Annotated in this window: 17 protein-coding genes; 13 read left to right on the forward strand and 4 right to left on the reverse strand. The window is 33.2% G+C overall.

What is annotated here, in order from left to right:
- The 13 genes from QLS71_RS09240 to QLS71_RS09300 all read left to right on the forward strand — a co-directional run bounded on the left by QLS71_RS09240 (nucleotide 1) and on the right by QLS71_RS09300 (nucleotide 15,216).
- Nucleotides 1–1,071, forward strand: coding sequence for a Gfo/Idh/MocA family oxidoreductase (locus QLS71_RS09240; RefSeq protein ID WP_308991048.1), 1,071 nt, complete (start codon nucleotides 1–3; stop codon nucleotides 1,069–1,071).
- A gap of 144 nt (nucleotides 1,072–1,215) precedes the next feature.
- Complete coding sequence (locus tag QLS71_RS09245; protein WP_308991047.1) at nucleotides 1,216–1,659, forward strand: MaoC/PaaZ C-terminal domain-containing protein; 444 nt, start codon at nucleotides 1,216–1,218, stop codon at nucleotides 1,657–1,659.
- 34 nt (nucleotides 1,660–1,693) lie between these two features.
- Nucleotides 1,694–2,743 (forward strand): L-rhamnose/proton symporter RhaT, encoded by a 1,050-nt coding sequence (locus QLS71_RS09250; RefSeq protein ID WP_308991046.1) that lies wholly within the window; start codon nucleotides 1,694–1,696, stop codon nucleotides 2,741–2,743.
- Between the two features lie 347 nt (nucleotides 2,744–3,090).
- Entirely contained in the window at nucleotides 3,091–3,774 is a 684-nt protein-coding gene (locus QLS71_RS09255) for a LamG-like jellyroll fold domain-containing protein (protein WP_308991045.1), read from the forward strand.
- A gap of 18 nt (nucleotides 3,775–3,792) precedes the next feature.
- The gene (locus QLS71_RS09260; protein WP_308991044.1) at nucleotides 3,793–5,382 is read left to right on the forward strand and encodes a pectate lyase; all 1,590 of its coding nucleotides are present in this window, start codon (nucleotides 3,793–3,795) and stop codon (nucleotides 5,380–5,382) included.
- A 14-nt stretch (nucleotides 5,383–5,396) separates the two neighbouring features.
- Nucleotides 5,397–6,725: a glycosyl hydrolase family 28 protein gene (locus tag QLS71_RS09265; RefSeq protein ID WP_308991043.1), complete on the forward strand. Its 1,329-nt coding sequence runs from the start codon at nucleotides 5,397–5,399 to the stop codon at nucleotides 6,723–6,725.
- A 176-nt stretch (nucleotides 6,726–6,901) separates the two neighbouring features.
- On the forward strand, nucleotides 6,902–8,443 hold the full coding sequence (locus QLS71_RS09270) for a family 43 glycosylhydrolase (protein ID WP_308991042.1): 1,542 nt from the start codon (nucleotides 6,902–6,904) through the stop codon (nucleotides 8,441–8,443).
- A gap of 27 nt (nucleotides 8,444–8,470) precedes the next feature.
- Nucleotides 8,471–9,829 carry a trehalase family glycosidase gene (locus QLS71_RS09275; RefSeq protein ID WP_308991041.1) on the forward strand — a complete coding sequence of 453 codons (1,359 nt, stop codon included), beginning with the start codon at nucleotides 8,471–8,473 and terminating at the stop codon, nucleotides 9,827–9,829.
- A 152-nt stretch (nucleotides 9,830–9,981) separates the two neighbouring features.
- Nucleotides 9,982–10,779, forward strand: a complete 798-nt coding sequence (locus tag QLS71_RS09280; RefSeq protein ID WP_308991040.1) for a cupin domain-containing protein — start codon at nucleotides 9,982–9,984, stop codon at nucleotides 10,777–10,779.
- Nucleotides 10,780–10,792: 13 nt separating this feature from the next.
- Nucleotides 10,793–11,785, forward strand: a complete 993-nt coding sequence (locus tag QLS71_RS09285; protein WP_308991039.1) for a pectinesterase family protein — start codon at nucleotides 10,793–10,795, stop codon at nucleotides 11,783–11,785.
- Nucleotides 11,786–11,789: 4 nt separating this feature from the next.
- Entirely contained in the window at nucleotides 11,790–13,031 is a 1,242-nt protein-coding gene (locus QLS71_RS09290; protein WP_308991038.1) for a hypothetical protein, read from the forward strand.
- Between the two features lie 49 nt (nucleotides 13,032–13,080).
- The gene (locus QLS71_RS09295; protein WP_308991037.1) at nucleotides 13,081–13,815 is read left to right on the forward strand and encodes a rhamnogalacturonan acetylesterase; all 735 of its coding nucleotides are present in this window, start codon (nucleotides 13,081–13,083) and stop codon (nucleotides 13,813–13,815) included.
- Between the two features lie 54 nt (nucleotides 13,816–13,869).
- Nucleotides 13,870–15,216 carry a glycoside hydrolase family 28 protein gene (locus QLS71_RS09300; protein ID WP_308991036.1) on the forward strand — a complete coding sequence of 449 codons (1,347 nt, stop codon included), beginning with the start codon at nucleotides 13,870–13,872 and terminating at the stop codon, nucleotides 15,214–15,216.
- A 16-nt stretch (nucleotides 15,217–15,232) separates the two neighbouring features.
- On the opposite strand, the gene QLS71_RS09305 is transcribed toward QLS71_RS09300, so the two are convergent.
- The 4 genes from QLS71_RS09305 to QLS71_RS09320 are packed head-to-tail and all read right to left on the reverse strand — an operon-like array spanning nucleotide 15,233 to nucleotide 22,357.
- Nucleotides 15,233–17,179 carry a sialate O-acetylesterase gene (locus tag QLS71_RS09305; protein WP_308991035.1) on the reverse strand — a complete coding sequence of 649 codons (1,947 nt, stop codon included), beginning with the start codon at nucleotides 17,177–17,179 and terminating at the stop codon, nucleotides 15,233–15,235.
- Nucleotides 17,180–17,191: 12 nt separating this feature from the next.
- Nucleotides 17,192–18,670, reverse strand: coding sequence for an alpha-L-fucosidase (locus QLS71_RS09310; protein ID WP_308991034.1), 1,479 nt, complete (start codon nucleotides 18,668–18,670; stop codon nucleotides 17,192–17,194).
- Between the two features lie 34 nt (nucleotides 18,671–18,704).
- Entirely contained in the window at nucleotides 18,705–20,789 is a 2,085-nt protein-coding gene (locus QLS71_RS09315) for a beta-galactosidase (RefSeq protein ID WP_308991033.1), read from the reverse strand.
- Between the two features lie 5 nt (nucleotides 20,790–20,794).
- Nucleotides 20,795–22,357, reverse strand: a complete 1,563-nt coding sequence (locus QLS71_RS09320; protein WP_308991032.1) for a glycoside hydrolase — start codon at nucleotides 22,355–22,357, stop codon at nucleotides 20,795–20,797.
- Nucleotides 22,358–22,416 lie beyond the last annotated feature (59 nt).

Genomic DNA, 22,416 nt, shown 5'->3' on the forward strand with positions numbered 1-22,416 from the left:
ATGACTGTTACTTACAAACCATTATTGCCAGAAACTGAGCAGCCCATTATCATTATTGGTGCTAGCGGTATTGTAAAAGATGCACATTTACCAGCTTATAAAATGGCAGGATTTAAGGTGTTTGGAATAACAAATCGTACCATGTCTAAGGCGCATGATATGGCAAAAGCGCATAACATTCCAAATGTATTTAAAAATGTTGCTGAAGCTGTAAAACATGCTCCTAATAATGCGGTTTACGATATTACCGTGTTGCCAGACCAATACATAGAAATTTTAGAACAATTACCAGATGGAGCAGCTGTGCTCATTCAAAAACCAATGGGTAATGATTATAAGCAAGCCAAAGAAATTGTTGCAGTTTGCGAACGGAAAAATTTGGTGGCAGCCATCAATTTTCAATTGCGATTTGCATCGTTTGTAAGTGCTGCAAGAAATATGATTGATCAAGGACTTATTGGTGATTTGTACGATTTAGAGTTTAAAGTTACCGTAAACACGCCTTGGGAATTATTCCCAGTAATTAAACAACACCCACGATTAGAAATCTTATTTCATAGTGTACATTATATCGATTGTATTCGCTCTTTTTTAGGTAATCCAAAAGCAGTTATGGCAAAAACGTGGAAGCATCCTTTAAAAGATTTATCCTCATGCCGTTCAACCATTATTCTAGATTATGGCGATACATTAAGTGTAAAAATAAACACCAACCACGACCATAATTTTGGACAGAAACATGAAGAAAGCTACATCAAATGGGAAGGAACCAAAGGCGCTATTATAGCAAAAATGGGTTTGCTTATGAATTACCCAGAGGGCTTACCTGATGCTTTTGAATATGCAATAGCACAAGAAGGAAAAGCCTATGAATGGAAAATGCTTAATTTAGAAGGTTCATGGTTTCCAGAAGCATTTGTCGGTACTATGTCAAACTTAATGCGTTTTAAAGAAGGTTCAGATAAAGTGTTGCATGCGAGTGTTCAAGATGTTTTAAATACCATGAAAGTGGTTGAGGCATGTTATATAAGCAATAACAACGGAGGTGTTGAAATTGAGGATTTGAATTAGGGCGTTACCACAAGGGTCGGGCTTTACGCTACAATCTTTTGCAGAAAAAGCAAAAGGATTTTCACTACAATCCCTAACGCACAATGGAACTATAAAAACAACTTAACAAATAAACAATTCAACGATTCAATAAATAAAGAGACTATGTATTTCAAATCAACATTTTTCGAAGATTATCAATTAAACGAAAAACGAGTAACCTTAGGAAGAACCATTACCGAAACGGATTTTGTAGTGCATGCTGGACATACAGGTGATTTTTTTCCGCATCACATGGATGAAGCATGGTGTAAAACACAGCCATTCGGACAGCGTATAGCACACGGCACCATGATTTTTAGTATCGGAATTGGTCTAACAGCATCAGAAATAAACCCAGAAGCCTTTTCAAAAGGTTACGACCGTTTGCGTTTTGTAAAACCAGTGCATATTGGTGATACGATTCATTCAGAAATTACCATTTCAGATAAAGCAGATGCAAAAAGACCAGAAATGGGTACGGTTACTGAACATGTAGAAATCATCAATCAAAAAGGCGAAGTTGTATTGGTTTGTGATCATTTGCTTCTCGTGAAAAGAAAATCTTAAAATCTTACAACTAACCAATTAAATTTAGACTAAAATGAGTACACCAAATTCTTTAATAGGAACGCTTCTTCATGCAGTAGGAGGTATTTCAGCAGCAAGTTGTTATTTACCTAGCACCAAAACAAAGGGGTGGTCGTGGAATACGTTTTGGTTAGCACAGTCTATTTTTGCATGGTTAATAGTGCCTTTAATATTAGCATTGTTAACGGTGCCAAACTTCTTTTCTATTATAGCAGATGCTCCATCAAAACCTTTTTGGATGGCTCTTTTTTTAGGCGGTATTTATGGCTTTGGAGGGATGTCTTTTGGTAAAGCTATAAATCACATAGGCTATTCTTTAACCTATACGATTGCTATTGGTATTTCAGCCGTAGTGGGTACTATCATGCCGCTAATGGTTTTTGGTGGTTTGGGAGATTTCTTTACGAAACCAGGAGGTAGTATTGTGCTTTTAGGGATGCTATTATCTATCGTAGGCGTTGTTATTTGTGGATGGGCTGGCTTTAAAAAAGAAAAGGATCTGGCAAAAGAAAAGCTAAATAAAGCAGGGTTTAATATGATGTTGGGTTTGGGGTTAACCATTATTGCTGGAGTCCTATCAGGAGTGTTTAATTTATCATTAGAATACGGACAGCCTATTGCAGATATGGCAGCCGAAAATGGTGCTGGACAATTTGAAGGAAATGCGAAACTCGTAGTGTCTACTTTAGGATGTTTTATTGTAAATTTTATATGGTATATCGTTGTTGGTTTTAAACAAAAAACGATAATAGAATTTTTGCCTAATAAAAACGAAAATAGAGAAACTAAAAGCAACCTTCTTAGAAACTGGTTATTGTCTTCTCTAACAGGCTCGTTATGGTGTTTGCAATTTTTCTTTTACGGATTGGGGCATGTAAAAATGGGAGCGTATCAGTTTGCTAGCTGGGTATTACACATGTCTATGCTTATTTTCTTTAGTTACATAGTAGGTGTGATTATGAAAGAATGGAAAAATGTTAAAAAAGAAACCTATGTTATTCTACTTGTTGGATTGGTTGTGTTAATTGTGTCGTTTTGTGTTACGAGCTACGGGAGTTATTAAGCAGTAACAAGTTTATAAATGAAAAATCTAATATAGAAACGGGTTCTTCTTGGTTAGTTATGTTTGTAGTTGGAGAGGCATTTCTACTAATGCTATGGGAGCATTGATATGAAATACGACGATATTCTAGAATTTTTGGGTATAAAGTAAAAAACAAGAAATAATTCTATCAAAAGTATTAACTATTTAAAAGTTGTTTATCCCATTTTAACACATTTAATTTTAACACGGAACTTTTTTTAAATATATTTGAGTAATCGATTGCATTTTATGGGTTTTGTTTCACTAAACTTATTGAATAATCAATGGATTACTAATGAATTATAAATATTCTAAAACGTTGTTAAGTGAAGAGATTAATCTTACAAACTTATTTGCTTTTTTTGTGTATTACTTTTGTTTCTAATAGTCAAAACAAACAAGGAGATTTGAACAATACTCAAAACTTGGAATGGTTAATTTCAAGTATGATAAATGAGAAATTTGACGACATACAAGTAAGTGGAAAACCCAAAATAGTAAGTTCTCCTTATGGTGATGCTGTATATTTTAACGGTGTAGAGGATGCTTTTTTTTTAGAAAGATTACCTATAGAATCAATGGAAGAGTTTACCATTGAAATGATTTTTAACCCTTCAATAGATGGTGATTTTGAACAACGTGTAGTTCACTTGGGAGAAGTGTCTGGGGATAGAATGTTACTCGAAATAAGAGCTATAGATGGTAATTGGTATTTTGATGGCTTTGCTGCCTCTGGTGAGAATAAGTTAGCTCTAATTGATGAAAAACTAATTCATCCATTAGGCAAATGGTACCATGTGGCTTTTGTAGTGGCCAAGGACAGTCTTAGCACTTATGTTAATGGAAAGCTTGAATTAACAGAACCTTTTTCTTTTAGACCTATAGAAACAGGACAAAGTTCTGTTGGGGTTCGATTGAATAAGCGTTCTTGGTTTAAAGGGAATATTTATAAAATAAAAATATCTTCGAAAAAGCTCAGACCATATGATTTTATGACATTTAAGTTATAAAAGAATAAGAAATGATTAATGAGACAAACTAACTACATATTACTTGTTTTTTCGTTCTTTATTTTAGGGTCAAAATTGGAGGCTCAACAAAATATTTCAGAAGAACGAGTTCTTGGAACCATGCTAAAAGCTACCGAGTTTATGGTAGAAAATGTGAGTACCAATGGCGGGTATGTTTGGTATTACATGCCCGATTTTTCACGACAATGGGGAGAAATGGAGGCTTATAAAACCATGATTTGGCTTCAACATCCAGGAACCATTAGCATGGGACATGTCTTTTTAGATGCTTTTAGAGTAACTCAAAATGAATACTATTATAAAGCTGCCGAAAAAGCAGCAAGAGCCATTATTTGGGGGCAAAGTCCAGAAGGTGGTTGGAATTATATGATTGATTTTGCAGGAGATCGTTCGCTTAAACAATGGTATAATACCATAGGAAAAAATGGCTGGCGCTTAGAAGAATTTCAACATTATTATGGGAACTCCACCTTTGATGATGATGTAACCACCGATGCTGCTCGGTTTCTTTTAAGGATGTATTTGGAGAAAATGGATCCCACTTATAAACCAGCGTTAGATAAAGCTATAGACTTTATTTTAAAAAGTCAATATATTAACGGAGGGTGGCCGCAGCGCTATCCGTTAAAATATGATTTTAATAAACAAGGGTTTCCAGACTACTCCTCGTTTTATACCTTTAATGATGATGTTATATGGGAAAATATCAATTTTCTGATGCAGTGCTATTTGGTATTAGGGCAAGAGCGCTTTCTGGATCCTATTTCTCGAGGGATGAAGTTTTATAAAATATCACAAGCAAGTTGTGGAGCTTGGGGGCAACAAGTAAATATGAAAATGGAAGCTACAAGTGCCAGAACTTATGAGCCAGCGGCATTTTTACCAGGGGCAACTTGTGAAAACGCACTACTTTTAATAAAGTTTTATCGATTAACTGGAGATAAGCAATTTCTTGAAGGTATACCAAAAGCCATTAAATGGTTAGAAGAAGTAAAACTTCCAATAGATAAAATAGAAGGCCATCGTACCCACCCAACCTTTGTAGATATTAAAACAAATAAACCAATTTATGTGCATCGTAAAGGTTCTAATGCGAAATATGGAAGGTATTATGTAGATGAAGATGATAAAAATTTGCTTTCTCACTACTACGGAAAAGGGTTTGTTAATCTTCAAGAATTGAAAGATGAATATGAAAAAATTTTAAAGCTTTCAGTTGAAGAAGTAACCCAAGATTCTCCTTTAAAGCCGCAACAATTTCAGCATAAAGTAACCCCTCAAAGTTTTTACGATTTAAATAGACATATATTCAATTTTAAAATTGATGAATCTAAAATTGTTGAGGTGGTTGAACAACTTGATAGTCAAAATCGCTGGCTTTCAGACCGGGCTTTTATAAGTAATCCTTATATTGGTGATGGTGTAAATACCGAAACAACCCATGCGTATGCAACGACACGAGTTGGTGATGAAACAGATACTTCACCTTATCCAGACACTACAAATCAAGAATATATTTCAACAGGAACTTATATTAGAAATATGAAGTTGTTGATTAATTATATTCAATCTTATAATAATAAATAATTTAAATATTTGAAATGAAAAACATCTCTTTACACATCTTTTGCATCATAACAATGCTTCAGTTTTCTTGCGCTCAAAAAAACGATAATGATTTTTTTCCAGACGGCACCAAAATACCAGACTGGTTTAGAGATGTAACCAAAGTAGATTATAAAAAATTAGGGAAATCGTATGTAATTACAGATTTTGGTGTAATTAATGATAGTACAATTTTACAAACCACTGCCATTCAAAAAACTATTGATAAAGCTACTAGCAATGGTGGTGGCGTAATCATAATTCCTAAAGGAACCTTTTTAAGTGGTGCTTTGTTTTTTAAACCAAATACACATTTATATGTATCTGAAGGAGCCGTTTTAAAAGGATCGGACGCTATTGAAAATTACCCCATAATGCCTTCTCGAATGGAAGGGCAAAACCTCGATTATTTTCCCGCTTTAGTAAATGCTTATGGAGTAGATGGCTTTACTATTTCAGGAACAGGAACTATTGATGGTAATGGGCTTAAATACTGGGAAGCCTTTTGGCAACGAAGAGCAGAAAATCCAAAGTGTACAAATTTAGAAGTTTCCAGACCCCGTTTAGTTTTTGTTTGGAATTCTAACAATGTGCAAGTTCAAGATGTGAAACTTAAAAACTCAGGATTTTGGAGTAGCCATTATTACCAATGTAATAATGTTAAAGTACTTGATGTACATATTACCTCACCCCACAAACCTGTAAAAGCACCAAGTACTGACGCTATCGATATCGATGTTTGTAATAATGTGCTAATTAAAGGGTGCTATATGGCAGTTAACGATGATGCCATCGCCTTAAAAGGAGGTAAAGGTCCATGGGCAGATGCTGATGATAATAATGGAGGAAATAGCAATATTATTATTGAAGATTGTAACTTTGGTTTTTGTCATTCGGCACTTACTTGTGGCAGTGAATCTATTCATAATAAAAATATTATTATGAGAAATTGTACCGTACAAGATGCTAAAAGATTGTTGTGGCTTAAAATGAGACCAGATACACCTCAAAAATATGAGTATATTACTGTTGAAAACATAAAAGGACATGCAAATAGCATGATATATATAAAACCTTGGACACAATTCTTCGATTTAAAAGGAAAGGAAGAAGTGCCTTTATCTTATTCAGATCATATTACATTAAAAAACATTGAGTTAGAATGTAATGTGTTTTTTGACATGAAAATAACGGAACATGACCGTTTATCAAACTTTGCTTTTGAAAATTTAAAAATAAAAGCGAAAAACAGTGATTATGATAAAAGTATTATAGATGGTGTTACTTTTTCTAATGTAGAAGTTAATAACAAAATTATCAAATAAATTAAGATTAAACCGATATAAGGAGAACATATAAATCCACCTTCTTATAAAACATACGTGATTGTTTAATATTTTTTTATGAATAAGTTATGTTTCATAATAATAGTTTTAATATAAAATCATATTTTCAAGACGCTTTTTTATTAAAAATTGAATGGATTAATTAACTAAAGAGAATGAAAAAACTAAAATCTACAAGCGTTTTAATAATTATATTTCTAATCCCCCTTGTTTTATTAAATTGTAAAAACAAAACAAAAGATCAGACAAATACGGAAAAAGAAACTCAAGAAGTCACATATTCAAATCCTATACTAGGTGGTGATTATGCGGATCCTTCTATTGTTCGTGTTGGTGCAGATTACTATATGACACATTCGTCTTTTAATTATTATCCAGGGCTTTTAATTTGGCATTCAACAGATTTGATTCATTGGGAGCGCATTTCATATGCTATAACCAAAAACATAGGATCTGTTTGGGCTCCAGATATCGTTTACGTTAATGATAAATATTATATTTATTTCCCTGCGGGAGGAACGAATTGGGTGGTTTATGCCGACTCTCCAAAAGGACCATGGAGTGAACCCGTAGATTTGAAATTGAATGGTTATATAGATCCAGGTCATTTGTTAGACGATAAAGGCAATCGTTATTTGTACCTCTCTAAGGGTTACATTGTAAAGTTAACGGCCGATGGACTGGCGATAGCCGAAGCGCCTGTTTCTAATTATGAAGGATGGCAATTCCCCAAAGAATGGATTACCGAGTGTTTTTGTTTAGAATCACCAAAATCAACTGTAAAAGATGGTTATTACTATATGACAACAGCAGAAGGAGGAACTGCTGGACCAGCGACTGCCCACATGGCTGTTTCTGCACGGTCAAAATCGCCTTATGGTCCATTTGAGAATTCACCTTATAACCCAATAGTGCATACAGAGAATAGAAGTGAACGTTGGTGGAATCAAGGACATGGAACTTTAGTGGATGACGTAAATGGAGATTGGTGGATTGTATATCATGGCTATGAAAAACACTTTCAAACACTTGGCAGGCAAACACTCATGCTGCCTATTGAATGGACAGAAGATGGTTGGTTTAAAGTGCCTGATGGAGTCAATGCTGCAGACCAAATTGTTGCTCCTAATCTAAAACCGTCAAGTACATCATATGAGCTTAGCGATAATTTTGATAATGAAACATTAAATTTTCAATGGCAATTTTATAAAGATTATAATACCGATAGAATTGATTTTAAGGATGGTGCTATGGTTTTTAAAGCAAAAGGCAAATCGTTTGAAGATAGTTTCCCTTTGGCTGTTAATAGTTCAGATAAAAAATATGAGGTTCAAATAGAGTATACAGTTGATAAGGGTGTTGAAGCGGGACTTTGCTTGTATTATAATGAAGTTGCAAACATGCATATTTCTGTAACGAAAGATAAGTTTACGGTTTACAATCGTCAAAGAAAAAAAATAAGTGAAGCCAATACTTTTGGAAATCACGGATTTTTACGCATTTTAAATGATGAAAATGAAGTGAGCTTTTATTACAGTGCTAATGGTAAAGATTGGAAACGATTAGAACGAAGTATAGAAGCTAGTGGATTTAATCATAATTCATTTGGTGAGTTTTTAAATCTTCGTGCGGGGGTATTTGCATTTGGAGAAGGTAAAGTGGTATTTGATAATTTTATTTATAAAGCTCTTAAATAGTATAACAAACCAATTAAAATAAGTAAGATGAAAAAAAACATTACAATTTTAATGATACTATTTTTGAGTTCTCTGACTTTTAGTCAAGGAAAAGATTCCATTTCGCATTACGCATCCATTATTAAATCGAATGTTTATAAAGATTATAAAAAGATGTACCGCCCGAGTAGTGGCGCTTTAGTATATCCGTTTTTAACGCCAGGAAGTAATCAATACGATAATGTATTATGGGACTGGGATTCTTGGTTAAGCAATATTGCACTTCGTCAAATTTTAACGGATGTAGGTTCTGATAAGGATAAAAAAGAAGCTGTTAAATACGAACAAGGTTGTGTGCTTAATTTTCTGCATTATGGTGAGTGGGATGGTTACTTGCCAATTGTAATATGGGAAGATTCGAAACCCCGAGACATCATGCCCGAAAATATTTATGATGTAAACATGCATAAACCAGTTTTGGCACAACATGCAGCATTTTTAACACAAACGAATGGAGGCGATGCAAATTGGCTTCGCGAGAAATTTTATCATCTACAGGCATTTGTAAACAATTATAAATCACATCATCGTAACAAAACAACAGGTTTGTATTATTGGCAAAATGATGTAGCAATTGGAGTTGATAATGACCCTGCTACATTTTTTAGACCAGCAAAAAGTTCAGGTTCTATATACTTAAATTGTTTAATGTATAAGGAATTAAATGCGATGGTTTACTTAGCAAATCAATTAAATCAATCTGAAATAGGAAAAGAATTTGCTGAGGATGCTAAAAACTTAAAAGCAGCCATTCAAAAACATTGTTGGGATGAACGCGATGGGTTTTTCTATAGTGTCGATTTAAATTTAACACCTGCTAAAAACAGACTTGATAATACATTAGGAAAAGATTTTATGATTCACAGCGGTTATCCGCGTGATTATGATTGTTTAATTCAACGTATCGAAGTATGGTCTGGGTTTTTAGCATTATGGTCTGGAATTGCAACGCCTGAACAAGCTGAACGTATTGTAAAAGAGCATTATTCTAATCCTAAAACGTTTAATTCTCAATCAGGGGTTAGAACACTTTCTAAAATGGAAAAAATGTATAGTATGCGTGCAAGTGCAAACCCATCAAACTGGAGAGGCCCTATTTGGGGGATTTCAAATTACATGGTTTTTAAAGGTTTAAAGGATTATGGGTTTACTGCAGAAGCTAAAGAGTTGGCATCTAGAACTATTTGGCTTTTTGGAAAAGATTTTGAAAAAAATGGCGCTTTACACGAATATTACGAACCAGAAACTGGCGAACCTCTTTTAAATAAAGGCTTTCAAAATTGGAATTATTTAGTTTTGAATATGATAGCTTGGATGGAAGGGAAACCAGTGATTGAAGAATTTTAATAAAAATCGTAAGCACATTATAAAGCTCGATTTTTAAAATAACAGAAAGCAAATTTTATTTTCAAGGAAAATCAGAATTTAAAAAATTCCAGATTCATTCCAGATTCATTCCCATTTGTTTTCAGATTCACTTTATTTATTTGTATTAAATCATGAAATCACTAATGAAACCAATTATTGTATCCTTTCTATTTATTCTTTTTGCTGAAAACATATTGGCACAAAGTAATGTTCATTTAAAACCTGTTAAAGACGGAGTTTATAGATGGGATTCGCTCCCTGTAAATAAAGGAGAGGACAAAGAATCAAGAAATATCTTTGAAGGAGTATCTCCACATTTTGAATATTTCGAAATGCATGCGACTACTCAGTTACCGGGAGCTAAACCCAACAAGCCAAATGCAAATGATGATATAGAAGAATGCATCATTGTTAAAGAAGGGCTTATGAAAGTAACCAATGAAGGGAAAAGTGAAATTGTTGGACCAGGAAGTGTTGTTTTATTTATGCCGAAGGAAATACATTCAATTGAAAATGTAGGCAACACAAACTTGACGTATTACATTATGAGCTATAAGTCTAAAAAACAGATGAATATTGAACGCGGACAAACCAGTGGTGGTTCTGTAGTGTATAACGCTGATAATTTAGAATTTAAACCAAGTACAAAAGGTGGAGGTATTGCTTATTTTGATAGATCTACAGCTATGTGTGAACGTTTTGAAATGCACATTACCCAATTAGATAAAAAAGGACCAAGCCATAACCCACATACTCATATTGAAACCGAAATAATTTTACTTATTTCTGGTAATGCTGAAATGTCCATTGATGGTAAAGTTTATAAAGGAACCGCAGGCGATTTGTTTTTTGCAAACTCACAGTTATTACATGGGATAAGCAATGCTGATGATTCCCCCTGTAAATATTTTGCATTTAAATGGAATTAAAATTTGAACGATAATGAAACTTAGAAAGCTTTTTTTTATAGTCACACTTATTTCTGTTGGTATTAATTTATATGCTCAAAAACCCAAAGACGAGTATAACATGGTTGTTGCTAAAGACGGGAGTGGCGATTTTACAACCATTCAAGAAGCCATGTATGCTGCTAAATCTTTTCCTTATCAACGGGTAATTGTCAATATAAAAAATGGCGTTTATAATGAAAAAGTACATGTATATTCATGGAACACGAAAGTTTCATTAATTGGAGAAAGCAAAGAAAATACCATTATCACTTTCGATGATTATTTTGATAGAATAAATTTAGGAAGAAATAGTACGTTTCACACATCAACCGTTTTGGTTGAAGGAGACGATTTTATAGCAAAAAACCTGACCATAAAAAACACGGCAGGTGCTGTTGGGCAAGCGGTAGCACTATCAGTTAACGCTAATAGATGTTATTTTGAAAACTGTTCTTTTTTAGGAAATCAAGACACCATTTACACTGCTGGTGAAGGGTTCAAACAATACTTCAAAAATTGTTATATAGAAGGTACTACAGACTTTATTTTTGGTGAAGCCACCGTACTTTTTGAGTCGTGTACTATTCACAATAAATCAAACTCATATATTACAGCCGCCTCCACTCCTAAAAATCAAAAGTTTGGTTATGTGTTTAAAAACTGTAAGTTAACTGCTGAAGAAAACGTAACCGAGGTGTATTTAGGTAGACCATGGCGACTCTATGCAAAAACGGTATTCATTAATTGTGAAATGGGTAAACATATAAAACCAGAAGGGTGGCATAATTGGTCTAAAAAAGAAGCTGAAGTATCAACGTTTTATGCTGAATATCATAGCACAGGTAAAGGTTCTCAATCAGAAAAAAGAGAGAAGTGGTCGCACCAATTAAAAAAATCTCAAGCTAAAAAATATACCATAGAAAATATAATGGATTACAAATTAGAAAATTCAAAATTACCTTGGTATTCGAATTCTTCGCATTAGAATTATGAATAAACTGCTTTTTATTATACTTTTTGTTTTTCAACTAAACAATCTATGTGCTCAAGAAAATAAAAAATTAAAAGTTTTCATAGATGGTGAAATTCCAGATTTGGGTTATACTAAAAGAGCGTTGACATTCGTAGATTTTGTTACCGATCAAAATGTCTGTGATGTATATGTGCTAACCAGTACTAGATCAACTGGGAGTAATGGTGATTTATATTATTTTGTATTTACGAACAAAGCAATGCCATCCAACGATAAATTTGAATTAAATTGTCTTACATATTCAAATGATACACCCGATGACATTCGCTCTAAATTTACTGAAACATTAAAATTAGGCCTTGTACCATTCCTAAATAGATTTAATACGAGCTATTCTATTGTTGTAAATGAATTAGAACAAGATGAGAATAGTTTTAAAGAATTTAATAAAACTGATGATCCTTGGAATTATTGGGTGTTTAATGTAAGTTTTGGAGGTGATTTTAATATTGAAGAACAGAAAAAAGAATACGGATATGAATATGAATTTAAAGCAGATAGAGTAACTGAAATTTGGAGAATACGGAATGATTATAGTTTTAAAAAAGAGGAGGAAATTATAACTAAAATTAAAGATTCCGTATCTACGGATATTCATGTGCTCAATGAAGAGCGTCAAATGAGGTCGAGAATTGCTTATAGTATATCTAATAAATTGTCTGTAGGGTTGTTTCTTGTAAATTCACAGGACACATACAAAAATATTAGGTATAATTCTAATATTTCCCCAGCTCTAGAATATAATATATTTCCATGGTCGGAAGCATCTAGAAGAGCCTTTACTATTTCCTATGCTTTTGGTTCTTCATGGCTTGGTTACTATGAACCAACAATATTTTCCAAAATATCGGAACATCGTTGGAGAGAAAAATTGGAAACAAAGTTAGAGCTTATTGAAAAATGGGGAGTGATCACAACAAAATTACAAGGAACTCATTATTTTCCAAAGTATAAGGATTATTCCATTGATTTAGAGGTAAACTTATCATTTAGACTGGCTAGAGGTCTGTTTTTCGAATTTGGAATGGAAGCAAACAAAATTAATGACCAATTTTATTTACCCTTAAGCGAGCTAAGCGATGAAGAACTGTTGTTAAATGTTCGAAAATTGCCTACCTCATATGAAGTTTCTGGTTCTTTTGGAATTAGATATCAATTTGGTTCTATTTTCAATAGTATTGTAAACGAAAGATTTTAATAAATGTTTAAATTTATCAATCATAATACAATTAATAATAATATTTAAAATGAAATTTAAACTATTAATTCTACTATTTATAGCCACTAGTTGTATGGCACAACAAACAACAATTTATATGATTGGCGATTCTACCATGTCAAATAAAAAGGATCCAGAAACAAATCCAGAACACGGTTGGGGTCAAGTGTTACCACAATATTTTAAAGAAAATACTGTAATAGATAATCGCGCTGTAAATGGAAGAAGTAGCAGAAGTTTTATTGGTGAAGGGCGTTGGGATTCGATACTTAAGACCATAAAAAAAGGTGATTTTGTTTTTATTCAATTTGGACACAATGATCAAAAATTCAAATCTCCAGATCGTTATACCAATCCGCATGTAACTTATAGACATAATCTAATCCGATTTGTGGAAGAAGCCAGAGCAAAAGGCGCAACACCTGTATTGTTTTCATCCATTGTAAGGCGTAATTTTAATGAACATGGAACATTAATCGACACCCATGGTGAGTATCCATTAGAAACTCGTTTAGTGGCTTTAGAGTATGACGTGCCTTTTATAGACTTACAATATTTTACTGAACATCTAGAAGAGTCGTATGGAGTAGAAGGTTCTAAAAAGTTACATCTTCATTTTGAACCAGGTGAAAATCCATATTACAAAGACGCTAAGCATGATGATACCCATTTGTCAAATTTAGGAGCTCATGAAGTCGCTAAATTAGCCATAGCTGAGTTGAAAAAGAAAGTACCAACATTATCAGGTTTAATAAAAAATTAATCAAGTTAAAGTTTCAAAAATATCATTGGTCTTTAGAAGTTTAATTTATATAAAATGAAGAAATTAATTTTAATAATATTAGTATTCATCCATCAAATTGAAGCGCAGAACACATTCAATAAAGATTCCATTATAGCAAGTATTGAAAGTAGAATCTCATTACCAAATATTCCAAAGTATGTGGTTCATGTTACTCAATTTGGTGCAAAAGGGGATGGCGTAAAAGATTGTAAAAAAGCATTCGATAAAGCAATGGATGCCTGTGCTAAAAAAAATGGAGGAACTATTGTTGTCCCTAAAGGCACCTATAAAATAAATGGCCCCATTCATTTTAAAAGCTATGTAAATCTTCATTTAGAAGTAGGCGCAACGTTGGTTTTTGGAGATAATCCAATAGATTACCCAAATGTATCAACGAGTTGGGAAGGCACAGCGGTTTATAATCATAGCCCGATGATTTATGGTATCAACGTTCAAGATGTTGCAATTACAGGAAAAGGAACTATAGATGGCCAAGGTCATAAAAATTGGGCTACTTGGAAACCTTTAGAGAAAAAAGGACAGCTTTTAAGTCGTGAAATGAACCACCAGCAAGTACCCGTTAAAAATCGTGTTTTTGGTGAAGGTTATTATTTAAGACCACAACTGATTCAGTTTGTAAACTCAAAAAATATTTTAATAGAAGATGTGAAGGTGGAGGATGCTCCATTTTGGTGTGTTCACTTATTAAAGAGCAAAAGCATTACACTTCGTGGTATTCGTTATGATGCACATAATAAAAACAACGACGGATTGGATATTGAACAGTCTAGCGATGTGCTAATTGAAAACATAGCGTTTAATACTGCCGATGATAATATAGCCATTAAAGCAGGACGAGATGATGATGGTCGAAATTCTAATTTACCATCAGAGAATATTGTTGTTAGAAATTGCAAATTTAAAGGACTTCATGCCTTAGTTATTGGTAGCGAAATGTCTGCTGGCGTAAAAAATGTTTATGTTTTTGATAGCGAAGCAAGCGGCTATTTAAAACGCGGTATTTATGTAAAAACAAATTCGGATAGAGGTGGATATGTTAAAAATATTCATATTGAAAATATAGCCTTTGGCGATGTGGAAGATGCTATTTATATGACTTCTAATTACCATGGAGAGGGTAGTGGAAAGTATCCTTCAAAAATTTCAGATATCAGTATTAGAAACGTTAGTTTTAATGCTGTTTCTAATACAGCAATTGTTATAGAAGGCTATCCTGGTTTTCAAGTAGAAAACGTCATTATAGATCATGTAAATATTACTTCAGCAAAAAATGGATTGACACTAACGAATACAAAAAATGTTCAGTTTAACGAAGTGGTTATTGGAGAAAAACAAAGCATTCCAACTGCTGTGCATTAGTCAAATAGTCTTTAATTTATGGTGCTTTATATGTTTCATTTTTTGTAAGTGTTTCCCAGTTGTCAGTTCTGAAAGGAGCTGAAGGGAGTTTTTCTGAGTTATAAAGATTACAATCTCCAGCATCGTCTGCCCATCCATAATGGATAGCAACGGGGTTTGATACATTTTCATTGTAAACAATTACTTTATCATCTTTAATAAATGCTTTTGCATAATGAAACACTTTATCGGTGCCTGCAATTTCAAATCCTTTGATATATCCATATTTATCCGTAGTCATTAAACCACGTCCTATATTATCAAAAGTTAAAATGATTTTATCAGCCTTAATTTCCATAGATTTAAAAGTCGGTCCACTAAAAACAACCTCTTTATTGTAAACATTATTTAAAGCTATCGCAGCAAGTCGTTTACCAACATCTTGTTTATTTGTAGGGTGAATATCTTTGGCATTACCAATATCTGTAGTAACACACATGCCTGTATTAGCTAGTTGTAATGTTTCTGTTTGAGCTTCTCTTAATTCTGCCCATTTGCTACCTTTATTACTGTTTCCTCCAAATTCATCGTAACTAGATAATTGCACAAAATAAAAAGGAAAATCACCTTGTTGCCATTGATTTCTCCAATCGGTTATCATTAGTGGAAATGCTTTTTTATATTGTTGTGCTCTATTAACGTTGGCTTCACCTTGATACCACAAAACCCCTTGAAAAGCATATGGAATTAATGGATTTATCATAGCGTTATAAAGTAATGACGGATAGCTGTTTGGAGATGTCTGACTTTTTATTTCTATAACATTGAATTTCCATTTACCAGATAAAGGAATAACATTGTTTTGCGTTGTTAATTTAAAATTAGCATCATTATCGTAAATACCGCCACCACCTGCATAATCAAAAATTCTGACAGCAATAACATTTTTACCTTCCTTTAAAATATTTTCTGGAACAGTATAAACTCTATTTTCGTCGTATCTTCTAGTCGTTCCAACAAAACTGCCATTGACGTAAGTTGAATCTTGGTCGTCAATTTTTGCTAATTCTAGTAGCGCTTCTTTGTTAGCATCTTCTTTTGAAATAGTAACCGTTTTACGCATCCAAACAAAACCATCTAGGTTAGATAATTGTTGGTTTTCCCAATAACTAGGTGCATCCATTTCTGGCCATTTTGAATCATCAACAGAAGCTAGTTTATAGGAAGCTTCATTATTTGTGCTTACCTTAAAACCTTGTATTTTTTCAATGGTATTGCTAATCACTTTCATTTGTTCTTCTAAGAGCAAATCAATGTCTACGTTAGGTATTTTAGCAATCATATCTTTAAATTCATCACTACCCTCAAAAGCATCTCTACTCGTCCAAGTTTCAACATTAGTTCCACCCCAAGAAGAATGAATAATGCCAATGGGGATTTTTAATTCAGTATATAATTTTTTAGCAAAGTAATAACCTACCGCAGAAAAATTACCAACATTAGCTTTATTACATACATCCCATTTTCCTGATTTTATTTTAGATTTTGGAGTTGATGCCATATTTTTTTCAACTGAAAAATGACGTATCATCGGAAAATCAGAATCGTTTATTTCTTGTTTGGAATTCATGGCTCTACTTACAGAAAACTCCATATTCGATTGCCCACTGCAAATCCATACTTCACCAATTAAAATATCTTTTAAAACAATAGTATTTTTTCCTTTGAAGGTCATTGTGTATGGGCCTCCTGCTATTTCAGGCTTTAATTTTATAGACCATTTTCCGTTTTTATCAGCTTTAGTTCGTATAATTTGTTTGTTTAAACTGATCTCTATCTTTTCGCCAGCATTTGCCCATCCCCAAACAGGAATTGGTTTGTCTCGTTGTAAAACCATGCCATCTGAAAATAATAATGGCAATTCTACCTGACCATATGAGACTATACTGAGAACAAAAAAAAGTAAAGAAAATAATAGCTTCATGTGTATTAATTTTTAGGATTTTGTTTCAATTTTAATAACAAACGCTTTATCATCAATTTCTTGATTAGGCGTTTTTAAAAGTAAGCCTTTCTCTTCTATTGAAAAAGAAACTTCACCTTTATAACCTAATATAGAAATCGTTTTTATTTTTGGAATTTGATTTCCTAAAATTGCATTTGTAAAAGCTGTTAAAGTTAAAAATTTATTATTACCTGGCCATCCTAAAACAATAGCATAAATAGTAGTTTCTTTTCTGGTATAACGAATGTCTTGAGGTGTATACGTTATCTTATCTAAAAACATCCCAGACTTTTCTTGCTTGGTTGGGCCTTCTCCAAAAACTTTCCATGGACGAGAACCATAAATAGCTTCTCCATTCGTTTTCAACCAATCCCCTATTTCTAATAAAATATTTTGTTGATTTATAGGGATAATGCCATTTCCCATGGGTGACACATTAAGCATTAAAGCACCATTTTTGCTAACAACATCTGCTAACACATGAATAATGTCATTCGTTTTTTTTAAGCCTAAAGTATTGGTGTAACTCCAGCTTCCTAAAGATACGGTTTCGTCTGTTAACCAGAACTCTTTAGTAATTTTGTTCATACGTCCTTTTTCAAAATCTTCCAGACTTACCGATTTTGGAAATTCACCTTCTTTATGTGTGAAAACAACTTGCTTATTTTCTTCAACAGCATTATTAAAATAATAAGCTGCGAATTCTTTTTTATAAGCTTCTGGTATTTTTTGAGTTTGACTATCGAAATAAATTAAATCTGGACTGTAATTATCTATCACTTCTTTTAGCTGACCAATCCAATTGTTATTGAATTTTTCTTTCGAAATATTGCCATACATTTTTGCTAAAAGAGGATCTTCAGAAGATGTTGGTAATTTAGGATTATAAGGAAAATATGATGTATCATTTAACCATTTTTCTGGTTGTTCTTTAAAAATTTGAAGATTTCGAGCCATGTGAAATGAGGCAACAAACTTCATATTCTTTTTTTTAATGGCAGCACTTAGTTCTCCTAACACATCTCGTTTTGGTCCCATATCAACAGCATTCCAAGGGTTGATTTTGCTGCCCCAATTAGACCATCCATCATGATGTTCGGCAACCAAACCAGCAAATTTCGCGCCCGATTTTTCAAAAAGATCTGCCCAAGCATTAGCATCAAATTTTTCTGCTTTAAACATAGGAACATAATCATGATAACCAAATTTTGAATGTGCTCCATAGGTTTCTACATGGTGTTTAAATTCATCTGTGCCTTCTATATGCATATTTCTAGCATACCAATCATTGGCATAGGCAGGCACCGACATAACGCCCCAATGTGCATAAATTCCGAATTTAGCATCTTTAAACCATTCGGCAGCTTCATCATATTTGGCTAAAGATTCCCAGTTAGTCTCATATGTCGGTTTTGGGGTTTCTTGTTGTTCTTTTTTGTCTTTCACACAACTTAAAATGCTGAGCGCCATACATAAAATATAGAAAGCCTTTTTCATGCTTATATTATTCTGTCCAAACTGTTACACCACCTGATTCAACTGTTTTTGTTCCGATAAGTATTTTAGCATTGTTTGGTAATTTTAACTGGTATGCTTTTGATGAATAATTCACAGCTATCCAAAAACCATCTCGCCATTGTACATACACGCCTTCTGGATAATCCTCAGTAGATATATTAGCGTTGCTGTATACATTTCGTAAAACATCTTTTTCAAGTTGTGCATCATCGGTATCGACTCCAATATAGGTAACAGTTCCCTTTCCTAATGTATTGGTTACTACAGCGGCTTTACCTGCGTAGAATTGATTGGTATATGTAGCCCATACATTTTCTGATTTGTTAGCATTTACTAAGTCTGCCCAATTGTTCCAGCCATATTCTTGATTGTTGCCAGAAATTGTGCCTTTCATGTGTGGTAACAAATGATCGAAATAATCAATCTTAGCATCTATGAGCGCATATATTTTTTCTCCGTAAGCTGATTGAAATAAATGACCGTTTTTATCTTTTACACCAGTTCTTAGTGTTAAAACAAGATTACCTCCTTGCTTCACATAATTAGTCCATTTTGTAATTATGGCATCATCAACCAATTCAAAAGCTGGAATAATTACTACGTTATAATCGTTTAGGTTATCATCGTCATAAACAATATCTGAGGGTGCTCCAAACGATTTGCTTATTTCTAAATATTTCTGAAAAAATGATAAGGTGTTCCATTGGCTTGTTTGCCCTTGACGAGACATACTCCATAAATTATCATAATTCCAAAGTAAAGCTGTTTTTCGTTTTATTAATTCTGAAGGCATTTTAGCTTTCGGGTTATAGGCATCTCTCAACATTTTCATTTCATGCATTGTTTGCTTATAATCTTTTCCGCCTTGCGATAATGTAACACCATCTAGTTTTGTAATACCACTATGATACTGTTCTGCACTATAATTTATTTGTCTGTAACGGTACGAACATGCAAATGACAAATCACCTCCAAAGCAATGGTATAACCACATACGCAAAGCTCCGGGTTGTAACAGCGGATTTATGCTCCCCCAATTCACAAAACCTGGTTGCAATTCCATAACGCCAGATACGTCGTTTTCGGGTTTAAAAAAACTCAATGCAAACGATATTTCTTTAGGATCTCCAAGTCTAAATCCATTTTCACCAATATTGGCTTGTCCTTTGTTTGGATAACTTGTAAAGGCATTAAAATCTAGTTCTTTGGTACGTCTTGGATCTGCTCCGTAAGTAGTCGCTGTGTAATTAGTAGTGATGTATTGATTTTTAGAAATCATGGGACGTAATATATCAGCTTGAAAGTCTAAAAAATCTGCTTGTGTATCTGCCGAATAGCGTTTAAAATCTAATAAAGCATGTGGATTCGTTCCCCACCAACCTACATGATTGGCATTGTGTATTTTAATTTGATTAAAATCTGAATAGGTTTGATTCCAAAACGCCGTTCCCCAAGCATTGTTTAAAGCATCAATTATTTTGTATTTATTTTCTAGCCATATTTTAAAAGCCTTTTGTGACGAGGGACTGTAATCTTCTTTGGCTTCTGGTTCGTTATCTAATTGCCAGCCAATAACAGTTGAGTTACTTCCGTAACGTTCACCCAGTTTTGTAATTATTTTTTTTGAATAATCCCTCCAAACAGGGTTACTTAACGATTGTTGTGCTCTGGTACCATGTTCTGCTCGTAAATAATTAGAACCCATAGCATAAATTTCAGGGTGTTTAATCCCCATCCAAACTGGTGAAATAGCTGTTGGTGTTCCTAAAATAACTTTTAAGTTATATTTTTTTGCAAGATTTATAACTTTATCCAGCCATTCAAAGTCATAAACCCCTTCTTGTGGTTCCATGTTTATCCAAGCAAATTCTGCAAGATGAATAAATTCAAAACCTAATTCTGAAATATTTTTAATGTCTCTTTCCCATTCATTTTCATTCCAATGTTCTGGGTAATAGTATATTCCTATAGACATTAAATCCTCTTTTGGAAAGAAGCGAGCACTGTCCTGAGCATTAACCGTTATTGATACTAGTACAATTAAAAATATTACAGAAAACCTGTTTTTCATTTTTTTTATTTTTCTAAAGTTAGAAGAAATACATCATTCTCATTAATCTCTAGCTCTTTAATAAAACTTCTAGCTTTATTAATAGTTATTGATTCTACAGAAATAGGAGCGCCATTATTCTGCTCCTTAATGGTTTCAACTTGCTGTTTAGTAAGTTGATTGGGTTTATTCATAGACAAATAGGTCGCGTAAGCATCGTTTACTTTATATCCTATTTTATATGTTTTTAAATAGTATTTCCCTTTCGGAATATCACTAATTTCAACTTTAACATGTCCCTTTGGTTTAGAAGGTAAATCTTTAATATAATATGTTTGATTAAGAACAGAATCTCCTGGATGTGTATTTGTAAAATCCCACATTAACAATTGCAAAGAACCTTTTGAGTTTTTTGAAGCCCACGATCTTTTATCATTGTTTTTAAGTTCAATGTTTCCTAATTTATTCAAAAAATGATAAGCAAAATAAGAAGGTTTTTTAATGCCCTGCATGTTTAATAGTCCAAAGCCACCATGAAAAGGTTTAAACCTTGGTCCTGCCTCTTCAAAAATATCTGTAAATACCCAATAAGACATAGAATTAGCCGCATTCCCTACTTGCTTTACTTTTTCTAAAATATAGGCTGCTTGATGATAACTATCATGAATAGGGTCTGAAGGCGTGTAAGAAGAGCTCCATTCTGTATAATGAAGTTCTAATTCTGGTTTCGTCGATTCTGTAATTTGTTTTCTAGAATTAATGACTTTTCCACTAACACTCCATTCATCTTTATTTAAAATGGTACCTGAAGTTCCTGTTTCGTCTAAATACCCATGTTTTACACCATAATCGTGAGTAGAAATAAAATCGATTGGCGTATTATTAGTGTCACAATACTCGATTGTTTCAGATACCCAAGCATTACCTGCTGTTGCGGGACCACCTACCTTATAAAGCGCATTAACACGCTTTACAGCTCGTACAGCATAATCATATAACTTAAAATATTCCTCTTGAGTTCCAGACCAAAAACCATCTTTTAAATTAGGCTCATTCCAAACTTCAAAATACCAGGTTTTTACTTCTTCTGAACCATAGCGTTCTGTGAAATGTTCTGTAAGATTTTGAATTAATTCCCCCCATTTATCATAATCTTTAGGAGGTGTAATATTTCCTTTCCACCAAAAAACTGTTTTGTCTCCACTTGCAAGTGCTGATGGCATAAACCCTAATTCTACAAAAGGCTTCATTCCTATACTTAATATATAGTCGTATAACACATCTACATATTGATAATTATATTCAGCCTCTCCTTTTGAATTGACACGGTACACTGCCATATCATCCGTTAATAAACCATGCATTCTTATATACTTAAAATCACACTCTTTTTTAACTAAAGCTAATTGTTGTTGCCAATCGGCACGTAGACCTTCATTAGCTCTTCCGGCACCAATGCATTCTTTAAACATGGTGTTTAAATTACCTGATACTTGATTATAATCAAGTTTAATTGTTCTTACTTGGGCAATTAAATTAAAACCCATCAGAAGCAATATAATCTTTATGAAAATTGTTTTTTTCATCATTTTTTAATAAAAAAAAGATTCTTGCCTATTTTTATTAAACAAGAATCCTTTTCATCTAT

Origin of the sequence: Mariniflexile litorale (genome assembly GCF_031128465.2) — a bacterium.
In the GTDB taxonomy this organism is placed as follows: Bacteria; Bacteroidota; Bacteroidia; order Flavobacteriales; family Flavobacteriaceae; genus Mariniflexile; species Mariniflexile litorale.